Source organism: Kitasatospora sp. NPDC002040, from assembly GCF_040296785.1.
Taxonomy (GTDB): Bacteria; Actinomycetota; Actinomycetes; order Streptomycetales; family Streptomycetaceae; genus Kitasatospora.
Genome location: NZ_JBEOXV010000005.1, coordinates 272,732 through 287,510, shown reverse-complemented (window position 1 = coordinate 287,510; position 14,779 = coordinate 272,732). Strand labels below are relative to the sequence as shown.

Here is a 14,779-nt window from a genome sequence, read left to right as displayed (position 1 = left end):
CCTCAGGTCTGAAGACCGATCAGCCCGACGAAGATCGGCCCGGTGAGCGGGAGCAGGAAGTTGGAGATGGTGTACGTGATCGTGTAGCCGAGCATCGGCACGCTGCTCTGGGCGACATTGCTCACGGCGGTGATGGCGGGGGTGGAGCACTGCTGTCCGGCGATCGCGCCGATCAGGATCGGCGGCTCGATCTTCAGCAGTTTGCGCCCGATGAACAGCCCCAGGAAGGCCGGGACGAGCACCATCGCGATGCCCGAGAGCGGCAGCAGCAGCGGGTACTGCTTGAGCAGCGGGCCCGCGTCCGGCCCGGCCGCCATGCCGGTGACGGCGATGAAGATGGAGAGGCCGAGGTCCTTCATGGTCTGCGCGGCGACCGGCGGGTAGGCGCCGAAGGTGGGGCGCTGGGCCCGCAGCCAGCCGAGCACCAGGCCGGAGATCAGGCAGCCGCCGCCGGTGCCGAGGGAGAGGTTCACGTCGCCGGCGTGGATGGTGACCTTGCCGAGCAGCACGCCGAGGCAGATGCCCAGGCCGATGTAGATCCAGTCGGCGCTGTCGGTGCGCACCTTGGCGCCGACCGCCTTGGTGAACCGCTCGACCTTGGAGCGGGTGCCGACCACGGTGAGCGTGTCGCCCTGGTGCAGTTCGGTCTCGCCGACCGCCGGGATGTCCTGGTCGACCCGCTGGACGCCGGTGAGGTAGATGCCCTCGGTGGCGGCGGTCTCGCGCTCGCGCAGCTGGGTGACGGTCTGTCCGGCCACCTTCTTGTCGGTGATCACCACCTGCCGGACCGTCAGCGGGCTGTCCAGACCGGGCACGCCCGAGGTCTCCGGGCCGAGCTCGTGGCCGGTGTCCATGACCGCGTCCCGCAGCCCGACCACCAGCACCCGGTCGCCGCGCCGGAGCTTCAGCCCGGGCTCGATCTTGAGCACCTCCTGCCCGCGCTTGACCCCCTCGATCGAGGCGTCCTGCTGGACGGCGCTCTCCAGCTGCTCCAGCGTGGAGCCCTCGCCCTGCGAGACCAGGTAGGTCCGGCCCACCAGGCCGGGCAGCGCGGCCGTCTCGCCCGCCTCCAGGCCGGCCGAGCCGCCGCGCATCTTGTCCCAGAGCTCGCGGGAGGCCTCGGCCAGGTTGATCCGCAGCAGCATCGGGAAGAACTGGCTGGTCAGCAGCACGATGCTGATCAGGCCGAACAGGTAGCAGACCGAGTACGCGGTGGCGACGTGCGCCTGCAGCTCGCTGGACTGGTCCGCGGTGATCCCCGGCAGCTTGGTGATCGCCTCCTGCGCGGTACCGACCACGGCGGACTCGGTGGCCGAGCCGGCCAGGATGCCCGAAGCGGTTCCGACGTCCAGGCCGGCGCCCTTGGCGATGCCGAAGGCCATCAGGATGACGACCAGGGCCTCCATCACCGACAGCACGCCGAACCGCAGCCCCTTGGCGTTCAGGTTGGCGAAGAACTGCGGCCCGGCCAGGTAGCCGAGCGAGAAGATGAACAGCGCGAACGCCACGTCCTTGACGTCGCTGTCCACCGAGACCTTCTGTGCACCGATCAGCATCGAGACGATCAGCGTCCCGCAGATGCCGCCCAGTTGGATCGGTCCGACCTTGAGCTTCCCCACCAGGTAGCCGAGCGCCAAGCAGGCGAACAGCGCAAGTACCGCGTTCTCGCGCAGCAGATTCATGCCATGGACCTCCGAGCCCCGGGGCGATCGCGATCTTCTTCTGCATCAGACCCCACCCCGGCGCCCCCGGCCCGCCCGCAGTGCCGAACGAGTGACGGCGGGTCAGCGGACGGCGCCGGGTGCTCCCTCAGACCGCGACCCGCAGCGGGGTGAGCCTGGTGGCGATCAGGTTGGTGGCGCCGTGGTGGCGTTCGACCGTGCCGTGCACCAGCAGGCCGGCCCGGTCCAGGGCGGTGCGGCGCTGGGGCTCCCAGACGTGGCGGTTGCAGACCACGTTGATCAGGCCGGTCTCGTCCTCCAGGCTGAGGAAGAGGACGCCGCCCGCGGTGGGCGGCCGCTGGCGGTGCGTCACCAGCCCGCCGACCAGGACCTGGGTGCCGTGCGGGACGGCGCCCAGCTCGTTCGCGGGGACGGCCCCGGCATGGTCCAGGTCGCCGCGCAGGTGCTGGACCGGGTGGCTGGTGGCGGAGGTCCCGGTGGCCCAGAGGTCGGCGATGGTCAGCTCGACCGGGGTCATCGCGGGCAGCGGCGGGGCCTGCGCGCCGGGGGCCGTCCCGGGGATGCTGTCCGGGTCGGTCCCCGCGAACACCCCGGCCGACCAGAGCGCCTGCCGCCGGGTCAGCCCGAAGCAGTCGAACGCCCCCGCCGTGGCCAGCGCCTCCAGCACCGGCGCCTTCAGCCCGGTCCTGCGGGCGAAGTCCTCCAGCCCCTGGTACGGCCGGCCGGCCGCCACGGCCGCCGCCTGCGGGGCGCCCAGCCCCCGGACGGTGGTCAGACCGAGCCGGATCGCCGGTCCGTCCTCCTCCTTCTCCCCCGGTTCCAGGGTCGGGCCGGCCGCGCTGGCGTTCACGTCCACGCCCCGGACCTGCACCCCGTGCCGCCGGGCGTCCGAGACCAGGCTCAGCGGCGAGTAGAAGCCCATCGGCTGGTTGGCCAGCAGGGCGCAGGTGAAGGCCGCCGGGTGGTGCTTCTTGAACCAGGCGCTGGCGTACACCAGGTAGGCGAAGCTGATCGCGTGCGACTCCGGGAAGCCGTAGGAGGAGAACGCCTCGATCTTGGTGTAGACGTCCTCCGCCACCTCCGCCGGGATGCCGCGCTCGGCCATCCCGGCGAGCAGCCGCGCCCGCAGCCGCGCCACCCGCTCCAGCGAGCGCTTCGAACCCATCGCCTGGCGCAGCCGGTCCGCCTCCGCCGGGGTGAACCCCGCGCAGTCGATCGCCAGTTGCATCATCTGCTCCTGGAACAGCGGCACCCCGAGGGTCTTCCCGAGCGCGTTCTCCATCGACTCGTGCGGGCACTCCGCCGACTCGGCCCCGGCCCGGCGGCGCAGGTACGGGTGGACCGAGCCGCCCTGGATCGGCCCCGGCCGGATCAGCGCCACCTCGACCACCAGGTCGTAGAACTTCCTCGGCCTGAGCCGGGGCAGGGTGGCCATCTGGGCCCGGGACTCGACCTGGAAGACGCCGATCGTGTCGGCCTCGCAGAGCATGTCGTAGACCGCTGCGTCCTCCTCCGGGAGGTCGTGCAGCTCGTAGCGCTTGCCGTGGTGCTGCTCGACCAGCCGGCAGGTGTCGTGCAGGGCGGAGAGCATGCCGAGCCCGAGCAGGTCGATCTTGACCAGCTTCGCCCCGGCCACCGAGTCCTTGTCCCACTGGAGCACCGACCGGCCCGGCATCCGGGCCCACTCGGTCGGGCAGACCTCGCCGATCGGTGCCTCGGTGAGCACCATGCCGCCGGAGTGGATGCCCAGGTGCCGTGGCAGGCCCAGGAGTTGACCGGCCAGGTCGAGCACGTCCGCCGGCACCACCGCGTCCTGGCCCGGCATCCCCCGGAAGTCGCCCTGCCGGGCGAACGCCTCCACCTGCCCGGCCGGGTAGCCGAGCACCCGGGCCGCGTCCCGCAGCGCCAGCCGGGGCCGGTAGGTGATCACATTGGCCACCTGGGCGGCGTGGTCGCGCCCGTAGCGGCGGTAGACGTACTGGATCACCTCCTCGCGGCGGCGGTGCTCGATGTCCAGGTCGATGTCGGGCGGGCCGTCCCGCTCGGCGCTGAGGAAGCGTTCGAACAGCAGCCGGTACTTGAGCGGGTCGACGGCGGTGATGCCCAGGGCGTAGCAGACCGCCGAGTTGGCGGCGGACCCCCGGCCCTGGCACCAGATGTCCTGCTCCCGGCAGAACTCCACCAGGTCGTGGACGATCAGGAAGTACCCGGCCAGACCACGCCCTTCGATCACCGAGAGCTCCAAATCCAGCTGTCTGCGCGCCTTCTCGTCACCGTCCCGGTAGCGCCCTGCGGCGACCAGCCGGCGCAGCAGGCCCGCCTCGGTCCCGCCCTCGGGCACCGGGAAGCCGGGCAGCGCCTGCTCCAGCCCGGCGAAGTCGAAGGCGCAGTCCCGCCCCAACGCCGCGGTGGCCTCCCGCACTCCGGGGTACCGGGCCAGCCGGGCCGCCATCTCCCGGCCGGAGCGCAGGTGGGCGGCGCCGGAGGCGAGCGTCCGCCCGGCGGCCTGCTGGAGGGTGTCCCGCCCGTGCAGGGCGGCCAGCCCCTGGGCCAGCCGGGCCTGGGCGGGCGAGGCGTGGTGGACGTTGTTGGAGGCGACCGAGGCCAGCCCGGTACGGGCCGCCAGGGCGGCCAGCCGGTCGTTGCGCAGGTCGTCCTCGGGCAGGCGCTGGTGCACCAGCTCGACGAAGACGTTCTCCGGGCCGAACGCCTCGGCCAGGGTGCGGAGTTCGCGCTCGGCGGCCTCCGCTCCGGCCGCCGCCAGCGCGGCCGGCACCCGGCCCTTCCGGCAGCCGGTGAGCACCGCCCACTCGCCCCGGTGCGCGGCGGCCAGCTCCGCGAAGTCGTACGCCGGGCGGCCCTTGACCCCGCCCGCGAGCTGGGCGGCGGCGATCGCGGCGGAGAGCCGCCGGTAACCCGTCGCACTGCGGGCCAGCACCAGCAGGTGCTCGTCCGGGCCGAGGGTCAGTTCGGCCCCGAAGACCGTCCCGATCCCCGCCTCCGCCGCCGCCTCGGCGAACCGGACCACCCCGTACAGGCCGTCGTGGTCGGTCAGCCCGACGGTCTCCACCCCGAGCCTGGCCGCCTCCGCCACCAGCTCCGCCGGGTCGCTGGCGCCGTCCAGGAAGCTGTACGCCGAGTGGGTGTGCAACTCGGCCCAGGGGACGGCCGGTTCGGGTCGGCGCAGCGGTACGACCTCGGCCGGCTCCGCCGCCGGGATGGCAGCGGCCGGGGTTGCTGCGGCCGGTCCCGTCATCCGGCGGCGCAGCTCGTCCCAGGGGACGGTGGAGTGACTGGTGAATCCCATCGGGGGCCTGCTCTCGGGTGGTTCTCTTGCTCGGGTCAGCCCCCCACGGCCGTCATCCGTCCTGCGTCATCCGTACTCCGCCTCCAGTTGCCAGTGGCCGTCCTCGACCGTGAGCAGTAACGCCCTTCCCGCCGCGACCACTTGGAGCCTGGCCCGGCGGCGGGACCGGGCCGGGTCCCACCAGTACTCGACGGCGGGCCACGGCCCGGTCCAGCCCGTCACCTCCAACTCCCTTCCCGCCCAACGGAGTCGGTCCGGCGGCGCGGAGGCCTCGGCCCGGCCGCTGACCGTGACGGGACGGCCCGCCGCGTCCAGTACGGCGACCTGCGGCGGCTCCGCGGGCACCACGAACGGCAGGCAGGCCGCCACCCGGCCCGGCCACGGCTCGGCCACCGGACGCGGCGGCTCCTCGCCCCAGACCGCCCGGGCCACCCACTCGCCCGGGCCCCGGCCGCCGGCCGGGCGCGGACGGCTGATGCCGCCCTGGCCGACCACCGCCTGCACCCGGGCCACCGCCCGCTCCAGCGCGTCCCCGGCCACGTTCTCGCCCCAGAGCGCCAACTGCCGCCCCTGGTCCGGCACCAGGGCCTCGGGGACCAGCCGCAGCGCGGCGAAGCCACCCGCCCCCTCCTCGAACACCGCCATCCCCTGCCAGGCCTGCAACTGCCAGCGGACCCGCTCGGCCAGCGCCGCCGCGCCCAGCCGACGCTCGTGCCGCCAGAGCCGGGAGTACGTCCGGCCGTCGGCGGTGGTCACCTCGACGGCGACCCGGCGGCAGGTCAGGCCGATCGCGCCGAGCCGCTGGTACAGCAGGTCGGCGAGCGTCCTGGCCACGAAGACCAGCGGTTCGGCCAGCTGCTCCGGCGGGTCGAAGAGCTGTTCCACCGTCAGGTCCGGGCCGGCCCGGCGGGGGGCCAACGGGCGGGCGTGCAGCCCTCGGGAGCGCCGGTGCGCGGCCGTCCCGGTCGGGCCGAACCGGTCGGCGACGGAGCGCACCGAGAGCGCGGCGAACGCACCGACGGTCCGCACCCCGAGCCGGGTCAGCAGCTCCGCCAGCACCTCGTCGCCGAGCACGGCCACCGGGTACGGGGCGAGGAACGCGGCCGTCCGGCCCGGCTGCACCACCAGGCCGTACGGGGCCGGGCGGAGCACGTCCGTCCGGTCCGTCGCCGCGGCTTCGCTGCGGGCGGCGAGGGTGGCGGCGAACAGGCCGTCCGCGATCCCGATCCGCACCCCGTACCCGTTGTCGCTTCCGCTCCCGTTCCCGCTTCCGCCGACGGCTCCGAGGGCCGCTGCGTGCACCTGCTCGGCCAGCGCCTGCTCGCCGCCGAAGTACCGGGCCGGGCCCTTCACCGGGAGCACACAGATCCCCGGGCGCAGTACCTCCACCCGAGGGGTGAACGCCTCCGCCGCCGCCACCACCGGTTCGAACAGCTCGGCCTCCCGGGCCGGCTGCCGCTCCCGCAGCCGCAGCTCCGGGCAGAGCCGCTGGGCCAGCCGGAGCTGCTGCCCGCGCCGCACCCCGGCCGCCCGGGCCGCCGCCGAAGCGGCCAGCACCCGGCCGGCCTCCAGCACCGCCACCGGCTGCCCGTCCCCGCTCCCGGGGTCCGCCGCCCGTACGGGCCAGTCCGGGCACCAGAGCACCAGCACCCGGGGGGTCGTCCGTCCTGCCTCCTCCGTCGTCATCTCAGACCACCGCCAGACCGCCCAGGACCCCCGTGTCGTCGCCGTTCCCGGCCTGCTCGCCCGGCTCGACCGCCCGGACCTCGCCGTTCCCGTCCGGCAGCCACAGCCACGCCGTCCGCGCCCGGCCGCCCGCGCCGCGCCCCTCCGCCACCACCAGCGCCTGCCGCCCGGTCAGCTGGCCGTGCCCGTCGCCCACCCCGAACCAGCGGCTCTCCGCCACCCGCAACCGGGCCACCGCCCCGGGCCAGGGGCCCGCGACCAGCAGCACGCAGCCGCTCCGGCGCAGCACGGCCGCCACCCGGGCCGCCAGCTGCGGCTGCACCGGCCCGTCCGTACCGAGCAGGACCAGCCCGACCGCCCCGGCCAGCGCCGAGACCACCTCCGGCCACTGCACCCCGGGCCGGTCCACCAGCAACAGCCGCTCCAGCTCCACCCCGGATCCGGCCGCCGCCGCCAGCCCCAGATCCGGCAGCCCCACCGCCGCCGTCCAGACCCCTGCCCCGCCCGCAGCCCCGGCCGCCAGCGCGACCAGCAGCCCGGCGTCACCCACCACCGAGGCCACCGTCCCGGCCCGCAACCCGCCACCGGGCAGCAGCCCAGCCAGCGCGGGCAGCACCGGCAGGACCTCCCCGCCGGCGGGCACGAGCGCGGCCGGCCGGATCAGCGCGGGATCGAAAGTGGACATACCTCAGCATCGAACATTCGTTCGTAAATATTCAAGTCCAGATCTTCACCCCACCCGCTCACGCACTGTGACGAGGCGCGCTGTCTGCCACCAAGATCTTTGTGCCGAGGGTGCGGGGCCCTTGCGGGCGGCCTGGCAAGCCTGGCCTGGGGTGTCGCTGCTTCTCCGAAGAGGGCACGATCCGGCAACTGCCCGTGGCAGTCGTCGTTTTCATGATCCCGTTCGTGTGAACCGAGGCGGGTCTTCGGCAATCCGGCGACGAGCCGCAGTGATCATGAAGGTCCGGGTGACACTCACAGGACGGACATCCATGACGACGACATTGCAGCGGTGGAGATTCACGGGGGCGGCCGTCACGGCTGCCGTGCTCGCTGGTGGGCTCGGCGGCACGTCGGCGCACGCCGAGCCCACCAGCAGGGTGTTCGACAGGCCGGGCTTCCAGGAGTTCGTACTGCCTGATGGACTGGAGCAGTTCACGATCACGATGGTCGGCGCCGGGGGTGGTGGCGGCGGCGCCGGGAGGAAGAGTCATTTCACCGCAGGCGGGGGTGGTGGGGGCGGCGCTGGTGGCGTCGCCGTGTGCACCGTCTCGGCCTACCCGAAGCTCCCGTACAACACCAGGATCGGGGTACGTGTCGGAGGCGGCGGAGGCGGCGGACAGCGGGGCGGATCGCGGGACGAGTTCGGTGCGGGCCTCGGCGGTGCGGGTGGGGCCGAGGGCGGGGAGGTCGGCGGGCAGGGCAACTCGACGGGCGACGGCGGCGGCGGTGCGGGTGGCGGCGGGGGCGGGGGCAGCTCGGCGGTCTTCCTCGTCAAGAGCAGCACGGACTACTCCAGGCTTGGCTTCGGCGGGGGTGGCGGCGGGGGCGGCGGTTCCGGCTACGTGCAGGGCAACATCGAGCCGGTGCGTGGCGGACGCGGGGGCTCCGGTGGCATCGGGGGTCGCGGTGGCGAGGGGGGCACTGATGTCAGGACGTCCCCGCGCGGCGGGTACGGGGGCTCAGGCGGTGGGGCCGCGTGTGAGGTGGGGTGGTTGCGCGGCTTCACCGTGAAGGGGACCGGAGCGGACGGCGGGAAGGCCGGCAACGCGGACAACGAGAAGGCCGGAACGGCAGGTGAGCGCGGCACCCTCGCCGACCTCCCCGCGGGCATCCCGGCGAGCGCAGGCCAGGGCGCGTCCGGCGGTTCCGCCGGCACGTCGAACACCAACGGCGCGGCGGCGAGCGGCGGGTACGTGATCGTGAGCTGGTGACCGTTCCACGGAGGTAGAGGTGGAGCGTGCCGGGCGACGAGACCCGCCGCCCGGCGCGCTCGGGACCCTCGCGCGGTCACGATCTTCTGACGGCTGGTCAGACCGTGCCGGTTGAGCGGCTCTTCGCGCCCCGGCGAGGGCCCGAAGTCGCACGGGAAGCCGCGTTGCGGCGAGTCCCCGCACCCCACGGACCCGCTGGTTCGACGTCCCCAAAGGCGGCGGGGGTCGGATTCGCCCACCGGAGGAGGATGTCGGCCGCTCTGGATCTGCGGGCGGGGTGAACCGCCGGTGCCCGTGCGGTGCCCCGGCGGGGACGCAGATCAGCGACTGCTCGACCCCGGACAGGTGGTCAGCTCTCCTGGCCGGTCCCGGTCTTGGCGTCGATCTCGGCGATCAGGTTCTCGATCAGGGACTTGATCGCGTCGCGGATCGGGCGGACGGCCTCGACGCCCTGGCCGGCCGGGTCCTCCAGCTGCCAGTCGAGGTACTGCTTGCCGGGGAAGTACGGGCAGGCGTCGCCGCAGCCCATGGTGATCACGTAGTCGGAGGCCCGGACGGCCTCGGTGGTGAGCACCTTCGGCTGCTGGTCCGAGATGTCGATGCCGAGCTCGGCCATCGCCGCGACGGCCGAGGGGTTGATCCGGTCGCCGGGGATCGAGCCGGCCGAGCGGACCTCGACGCGGTCGCCGGCCAGGTGGCGCAGGAACCCGGCGGCCATCTGGGAGCGGCCGGCGTTGTGGATGCAGACGAACAGCACGGAGGCAGCAGGGGCGGCGGTCATGGCGGGTCTTCCTTCGGGTAGGTCAGGGCCGTGGGGCGAGGACGCACGACATCCCCGGTGGCGGCCGGAGGAGAACCGGGGCTCGCCCGGCGGGCCCGGCGCGGGTAACGTATCAGCCCATGGTGATGTCAGTCGACAGTGATGCAATCGAGGCTCCGGCCACCGGTACGGTCCCCGACCCGGCAGTGGTCCTCAAAGCCCTGGCCGACCCGCTGCGGATGCGGATCGTCTCCCTGCTCTCCCGGGAGGCGCTGTGCACGACGCACCTGGTGGAGGAGACCGGCGCGAAGCAGACCAACCTCTCCAACCACCTGAAGATCCTCCGCGAGGCTGGACTGGTGGACACCGAGCCCTGCGGCCGCTTCACCTACTACGCGCTCCGCCCCGAGGCCCTGACCGGCCTGGCCGCCGACTTCGCAGCCCTCGCCTCCACCGCCCGCCTGACCGCCGAGGCGGGCTTCAAGCGGTCCTGCTGACCGACCCGCACCCCCGCCGCGCACAAGGAGCACCACAGCGTTGAACGCCATAGACGAGGCCAGACCCGAAACCACCACCGAGCAGCCGGCCACCCCGCTGCCGAACCGGGTGGCGGCCGAACTGGTCGGCACCGCCGCCCTGGTCGCGGTCGTGGTCGGCTCCGGCATCCAGGCCACCGAACTCACCCAGGACGTCGGCCTCCAGCTGCTGGCCAACTCGCTGGCCACCGTCTTCGGCCTCGGCGTGCTGATCCTGCTGCTCGGCCCGGTCTCCGGCGCGCACTTCAACCCCGTCGTCACCCTCGCCGAGTGGTGGAACGGCCGCCACGACCCGAAGGGCCTGCGGCCGGTCGAGGTGGCCGCGTACGCCGCCGCCCAGACCGCCGGCGCGATCGGCGGGGCCGTCCTCGCGGACGCGATGTTCGGCGAAGCCCTGGTGAAGTGGTCGACGCACGACCGCTCCGCCGGGCACCTGCTGCTCGGCGAGGTCGTCGCCACCACCGGACTGCTCTTCCTGATCTTCGGCCTCGCCCGGCGCGACCTGCTCCGGCACGCCCCCGTCGCGGTCGCCTGCTACATCGGCGCGGCGTACTGGTTCACCTCCTCCACCTCGTTCGCCAACCCCGCCGTCACCATCGGCCGCGCCTTCACCGACACCTTCGCCGGTATCGCCCCCGCCTCCGTGCCCGCCTTCATCGGCGCCCAGCTCGCCGGAGGCGTCCTGGGCCTGGCGCTGGTCTCACTGGTCTTCGACCACCACCGCCGAACGGCCCTCGCGAAGTGACACCGGTCCGGCACACCCAGGTCGTCGTGGTCGGTGCCGGCCAGGCCGGGCTGGCGGCCGGCTACCACCTGCGGCGGGCCGGGCTCGACTTCGCGATCCTCGACGCCAACGCCGCGCCGGGCGGAGCGTGGCAGCACTACTGGGACGGCCTGCGGATCTTCTCCCCGCCCGCGCACTCCTCCCTGCCCGGCCGCCCGATGCCGCAGCAGTCCGGCACCGAGTACCCGGATGCCGCTCATGTCGTGAACTACCTGAGCGGGTACGAGAAGCGGTACGACCTGCCCGTCCACCGGCCCGTGCGCGTCCACGGCGTCGACCGCTCCGACGAGCGCCTCACCGTGCGGACGGACTCCGGCACCTGGCACAGCCAGGCCCTGGTCATGGCCACCGGCAGCTGGGGGCGCCCCTTCGTCCCCGCCGTGCCGGGCCGGGCCGGGTTCACGGGCCGTCAGCTCCACACCCACGGCTACCGCGGCACATCCGGCTTCGCCGGGCAGCGCGTCGTGGTGGTCGGCGGCGGCAACTCCGGCGCCCAGATCGCCGCCGACCTGCACGCCGTGGCCACCGTCCGCTGGGTCACCCGCCGCCCGCCCCGGCTGCTGCCCGACGCGATCGACGGCCGGGCCCTGTTCGAGATCGCCACCCGCCGCGTCCAGGACGACGGACCCCGGATCTCCGACCTCGGCGACATCGTCGCCACCGCCCCCGTACGAGCCGCCCGCGACGCCGGACTGACGGCCCGTCCGATGTTCGACCGCCTCACTCCCGCCGGGCCGGCGTGGGCGGACGGCACCGTGTGGCCGGCCGACACGGTGATCTGGTGCACGGGCTTCCGGCCCGACCTCGCCCCGGTCGGCCTCCGCCGCCCCGGCGGACACATCCCGCTGGAGGGGGGCACCCGCAGCATCGAGGACCCGCGCATCCACCTGCTCGGCTACGGCGACTGGACCGGCCCCGCCTCCGCCACCCTGATCGGAGTGGGCCGCACCGCCCGCACCGCCGTAACCGGGATCACCGACCTGCTGCACTGACCGCCCAGGCCCAGTGGTGATGCCAACTCCCGCCGCACACAGACCACTTCTGGACAGCTCTCCAGCTGACGTGCTATCACTGAAGCACCCTCGGGTAGATCCCGGGGCCCTGCCGGGTAGATCCCCCAGGGTGTTGCCTGGAGCAGCCAGTCCAGGGAGGTCCGGCCGCAACGGCCAGGCCATGGTCTTCGGAGCCGCAACGGCTCCCTTCGGGTCCCGCCCGCGATGGGCAGGACGGCCCCTTGTGCGAACGGGAGCGCAACGCTCCCTCTCGAACAGGCGTTACTCGATCTCTTGCAGATCTCAACGAACACACCGCGATGGTGTGGACGCAGCCTCGGGCCCTGCGTCTTGACAGGTCATCTGTCGTCGTTGGGGTTCTGCTGCCACACGGGCACCCCTTCGACGGATGACTCCACCCACACCGTCAAGGAGTCCTGCCCCCATGTGGTCCGCTCTCACGGATCTGGCTTCCGTATCCCCGTGGCTCGTCGTCCTCTCGCTGCTGATCATCGCGGGGGCGTTCGTCGTCGCGTTCGCGCTGTCCCTGCGCGGCACCGGCACGACTGAACGGGCGGTGGTGATCCGGGCGTTCGCCGAACTGGTGCGCTCGGTGCGCGGCACCCGCCGGTAGCCCGGCCCTGGTGTCCGGCCGTCGGCGCGCGGCCGGGCACCGTTCGAGTCAGCCGACGACCAGGCTACGGCGTTCGACCAGCAGCACGTCCCGCCACCGGCCGTGGTGGCGGGCGATCCGTTCGCGGGTGCCGATGATCCGGAAGCCCGCGTTCGCGTGCAGGGCCAGGCTCGCGGTGTTCTCCGGGAACACCCCGGACTGGATCGTCCAGATCCCCGCCGCCTCGGTCGAGGCGACCAGCGCCTCCAGCAGAGCGCGGGCGACGCCCCGGCCGCGGGCGTCGGGGTGGACGTAGACGGAGTGCTCGACCACCCCCGCGTACGCGGGCCGCGCCGAGACCGCACTGACCGCCGCCCAGCCCAGCACCCGACCGTCGTGGTCGAGGGCGACGTGACGGTGGGCGGGCAGGCGGGCGGCGTCGAACGCCTCCCAGGTGGGGGCGGTGGTCTCGAAGGTGGCGTTGCCCTCCTCGATCCCGGCCCGGTAGCTGGCCAGGACCTCGTCGGCGTGGCCGGGCAGCATCGGGGCGAGGGTGAAGTCCGGGCCGGTCACCGGCAGGTGCTCCTTCGGCGTGCGGTGGGTCAGCGGGTCAGGTCGAGGAGGGCGGACATGCCGGCCACCACCGAGGGGGCGACCTTGTAGTACACCCAGGTGCCCCGGCGCTCGGACGTCAGCAACCCCGCCTCGCGGAGCTTCTTCAGGTGGTGGGAGACGGTCGGCTGGGACACCCCGACGTCCTGGATGTCGCACACGCACGCCTCCCCGCCCGGGTGCGAGGCGACCTTGGAGAACAGCCGCAGCCGCACCGGATCGCCGAGCGCCTTGAACATCGCCGCCATCCGCACCGAGTCCTCCACCGAAAGCTCGGCCGAGGTCAGCGGTGCACAGCACGGCACGGTCTCGGGCTCCAGGACGGTCAGCTCCAGATTCGACATATGTCTATGTTGACACCCGTCAATACGCAGTGGCAAGGTCGGAGACGCCACCACATCGACAACTGTCGAATCAGCAGGGTGAGCGGCCCCCGCTGCCGCCCATCCGACGCGAAGGGGAGAGAGACCGCCATGACCTCCGACACCGGCCTGCCCGTCCTCGTCATCGGCGCCGGCCCGATCGGCCTGGCCGCCGCCGCCCACCTGCTGGAGCGCGGCCTGGAGCCGCTCGTCCTGGAGGCCGGCCCCACCGCCGCCACCGCCGTGCGCTCCTGGTCCCACGTACGGCTGTTCTCCCCCTGGGCCGAGGTCGTCGACCCCGCCGCCGAGCAGCTGCTCGCCCCCACCGGCTGGACCCGCCCCGATCCCACCGCCTACCCGACCGGCGGCGACTGGGCCGCCCACTACCTCCAGCCCCTCGCCGACGCCCTCGGCGACCGCGTCCGCTACGACACCCGCGTCACCGGCGTCGCCCGCGCCGGACGCGACCGCATCGTCGACGCCGACCGCGACCAGCAGCCCTTCACCGTCCACACCGTCCACACCGACGGGAGCGAGCAGCGCCTGCTCGTCGCCGCGGTCATCGATGCCTCCGGCACCTTCTCCACCCCCAACCCGCTCGGTGCCGACGGCCTGCCCGCCCTCGGCGAGCGCGCCTGCGCCGACCGCGTCTCCTACCGGGTCCCCGACCTCAAGGACCCCGCCGTCCGCGCCCGGTACGCCGGCAGGCGCACCGCCGTCGTCGGCACCGGCGCCTCCGCCTTCACGGCCCTCGCCTCCCTCGCCGAGCTGGCCGAGCAGGAGGCAGGCACCCACGCCGTCTGGGTCCTGCGCCGCGGCATCACCGGCTCGACCTACGGCGGCGGCACCGCCGACCAGCTCCCCGCCCGCGGCGCCCTCGGCCTCGCCGCCAAGGCCGCCGTCGACAACGGGTACGCCGATGCGCTCACCGGCTTCCGCACCGCCACCGTCGAGCGGAACGACGACGACACCCTCGCCCTCGTCTCCGAGGACGGCACCCGCACCGACGCCCTGGACGAGATCATCGTCCTGACCGGTCTGCGCCCCGACCTCTCCTTCCTCACCGAGCTGCGCCTCGGCCTGGACGACCGCCTCCAGGCCCCGACCGCCCTGGCCCCGCTGATCGACCCCAACCAGCACTCCTGCGGCACCGTCTACCCCCACGGCGCGAGCGAGCTCTCCCACCCCGAGAAGGACGTCTACCTCGTCGGCATGAAGTCCTACGGCCGCGCCCCCACCTTCCTCGCCCTGACCGGCTACGAGCAGGTCCGCTCCATCGCCGCCCACCTGGCCGGCGACCTGGCGGCCGCCGCCCGGGTCGAACTCACCCTCCCCGAAACAGGGGTCTGCGGCGGCGCCGGCCTCTACGACCGGCCCACCGCAGCGGCCGCGAGCTCCGACGCCGGCTGCTGCTCGACCTCCTCCGCGCCCCAGCTCCTCACCCTCGGCGCAGGGGCCGGCTCCGACGCCTCCTGCTCCACCACCGGCGGCTGCTGACGGCTCACATC

At 73.8% G+C, this 14,779-nt stretch carries 13 protein-coding genes; 6 read left to right on the top strand and 7 right to left on the bottom strand.

The genetic code is table 11. The annotated features are described in order from the left end of the window. Nucleotides 1–2 precede the first annotated feature (2 nt). The 4 genes from aspT to imuA' form a co-directional block, all read right to left on the bottom strand. On the bottom strand, nucleotides 3–1,682 hold the full coding sequence (aspT, locus tag ABT118_RS16520; protein ID WP_350669025.1) for an aspartate-alanine antiporter: 1,680 nt from the start codon (nucleotides 1,680–1,682) through the stop codon (nucleotides 3–5). 127 nt (nucleotides 1,683–1,809) lie between these two features. Next, nucleotides 1,810–4,989: an error-prone DNA polymerase gene (locus tag ABT118_RS16515; RefSeq protein WP_350669024.1), complete on the bottom strand. Its 3,180-nt coding sequence runs from the start codon at nucleotides 4,987–4,989 to the stop codon at nucleotides 1,810–1,812. Nucleotides 4,990–5,055: 66 nt separating this feature from the next. After that, nucleotides 5,056–6,675: a DNA polymerase Y family protein gene (locus ABT118_RS16510; protein WP_350669023.1), complete on the bottom strand. Its 1,620-nt coding sequence runs from the start codon at nucleotides 6,673–6,675 to the stop codon at nucleotides 5,056–5,058. 1 nt (nucleotide 6,676) lies between these two features. After that, entirely contained in the window at nucleotides 6,677–7,360 is a 684-nt protein-coding gene (imuA', locus tag ABT118_RS16505) for a DnaE2-dependent mutagenesis accessory factor ImuA' (RefSeq protein ID WP_350669022.1), read from the bottom strand. 310 nt (nucleotides 7,361–7,670) lie between these two features. On the opposite strand from imuA', the gene ABT118_RS16500 reads away from it, so the two are divergent. After that, the gene (locus tag ABT118_RS16500) at nucleotides 7,671–8,612 is read left to right on the top strand and encodes a hypothetical protein (protein ID WP_350669021.1); all 942 of its coding nucleotides are present in this window, start codon (nucleotides 7,671–7,673) and stop codon (nucleotides 8,610–8,612) included. 349 nt (nucleotides 8,613–8,961) lie between these two features. On the opposite strand, the gene ABT118_RS16495 is transcribed toward ABT118_RS16500, so the two are convergent. Next, on the bottom strand, nucleotides 8,962–9,393 hold the full coding sequence (locus ABT118_RS16495) for an arsenate reductase ArsC (protein WP_350669020.1): 432 nt from the start codon (nucleotides 9,391–9,393) through the stop codon (nucleotides 8,962–8,964). 119 nt (nucleotides 9,394–9,512) lie between these two features. Between ABT118_RS16495 and ABT118_RS16490 the strand changes: the two genes are divergently transcribed. The 4 genes from ABT118_RS16490 (at nucleotide 9,513) to ABT118_RS16475 (ending at nucleotide 12,318) form a co-directional block, all read left to right on the top strand. After that, on the top strand, nucleotides 9,513–9,869 hold the full coding sequence (locus ABT118_RS16490; protein WP_502884567.1) for an ArsR/SmtB family transcription factor: 357 nt from the start codon (nucleotides 9,513–9,515) through the stop codon (nucleotides 9,867–9,869). A gap of 49 nt (nucleotides 9,870–9,918) precedes the next feature. After that, on the top strand, nucleotides 9,919–10,653 hold the full coding sequence (locus ABT118_RS16485; RefSeq protein ID WP_502884572.1) for an aquaporin: 735 nt from the start codon (nucleotides 9,919–9,921) through the stop codon (nucleotides 10,651–10,653). Further along, a complete protein-coding gene (locus tag ABT118_RS16480) occupies nucleotides 10,650–11,684 on the top strand; it encodes an ArsO family NAD(P)H-dependent flavin-containing monooxygenase (protein ID WP_350669016.1) in 1,035 nt (344 codons plus the stop codon). Before ABT118_RS16485 ends, ABT118_RS16480 begins: the two co-directional genes overlap by 4 nt. Nucleotides 11,685–12,129: 445 nt before the next feature. After that, on the top strand, nucleotides 12,130–12,318 hold the full coding sequence (locus tag ABT118_RS16475; protein ID WP_350669015.1) for a hypothetical protein: 189 nt from the start codon (nucleotides 12,130–12,132) through the stop codon (nucleotides 12,316–12,318). Between the two features lie 48 nt (nucleotides 12,319–12,366). Here ABT118_RS16475 and ABT118_RS16470 read toward each other — a convergent pair whose 3' ends face one another. Together ABT118_RS16470 and ABT118_RS16465 are read right to left on the bottom strand one after the other, a co-directional pair. After that, a complete protein-coding gene (locus tag ABT118_RS16470; RefSeq protein WP_350669221.1) occupies nucleotides 12,367–12,840 on the bottom strand; it encodes a GNAT family N-acetyltransferase in 474 nt (157 codons plus the stop codon). A gap of 59 nt (nucleotides 12,841–12,899) precedes the next feature. Beyond that, nucleotides 12,900–13,253 (bottom strand): ArsR/SmtB family transcription factor, encoded by a 354-nt coding sequence (locus ABT118_RS16465; protein ID WP_350669014.1) that lies wholly within the window; start codon nucleotides 13,251–13,253, stop codon nucleotides 12,900–12,902. A 129-nt stretch (nucleotides 13,254–13,382) separates the two neighbouring features. Between ABT118_RS16465 and ABT118_RS16460 the strand changes: the two genes are divergently transcribed. Next, the gene (locus ABT118_RS16460) at nucleotides 13,383–14,768 is read left to right on the top strand and encodes an NAD(P)-binding domain-containing protein (RefSeq protein ID WP_350669013.1); all 1,386 of its coding nucleotides are present in this window, start codon (nucleotides 13,383–13,385) and stop codon (nucleotides 14,766–14,768) included. The last annotated feature ends 11 nt before the right edge of the window (nucleotides 14,769–14,779 follow it).

Excerpts from the sequence above, each read along its gene's own strand:
- aspT (WP_350669025.1), bottom strand. The coding sequence starts at position 1,682 with ATGAATCTGCTGCGCGAGAACGCGGTACTTGCGCTGTTCGCCTGCTTG.
- ABT118_RS16515 (WP_350669024.1), bottom strand. The coding sequence starts at position 4,989 with ATGGGATTCACCAGTCACTCCACCGTCCCCTGGGACGAGCTGCGCCGC.
- ABT118_RS16510 (WP_350669023.1), bottom strand. The coding sequence starts at position 6,675 with ATGACGACGGAGGAGGCAGGACGGACGACCCCCCGGGTGCTGGTGCTC.
- imuA' (WP_350669022.1), bottom strand. The coding sequence starts at position 7,360 with ATGTCCACTTTCGATCCCGCGCTGATCCGGCCGGCCGCGCTCGTGCCC.
- ABT118_RS16500 (WP_350669021.1), top strand. The coding sequence starts at position 7,671 with ATGACGACGACATTGCAGCGGTGGAGATTCACGGGGGCGGCCGTCACG.
- ABT118_RS16495 (WP_350669020.1), bottom strand. The coding sequence starts at position 9,393 with ATGACCGCCGCCCCTGCTGCCTCCGTGCTGTTCGTCTGCATCCACAAC.
- ABT118_RS16490 (WP_502884567.1), top strand. The coding sequence starts at position 9,513 with ATGGTGATGTCAGTCGACAGTGATGCAATCGAGGCTCCGGCCACCGGT.
- ABT118_RS16475 (WP_350669015.1), top strand. The coding sequence starts at position 12,130 with ATGTGGTCCGCTCTCACGGATCTGGCTTCCGTATCCCCGTGGCTCGTC.
- ABT118_RS16470 (WP_350669221.1), bottom strand. The coding sequence starts at position 12,840 with ATGCTGCCCGGCCACGCCGACGAGGTCCTGGCCAGCTACCGGGCCGGG.
- ABT118_RS16465 (WP_350669014.1), bottom strand. The coding sequence starts at position 13,253 with ATGTCGAATCTGGAGCTGACCGTCCTGGAGCCCGAGACCGTGCCGTGC.
- ABT118_RS16460 (WP_350669013.1), top strand. The coding sequence starts at position 13,383 with ATGACCTCCGACACCGGCCTGCCCGTCCTCGTCATCGGCGCCGGCCCG.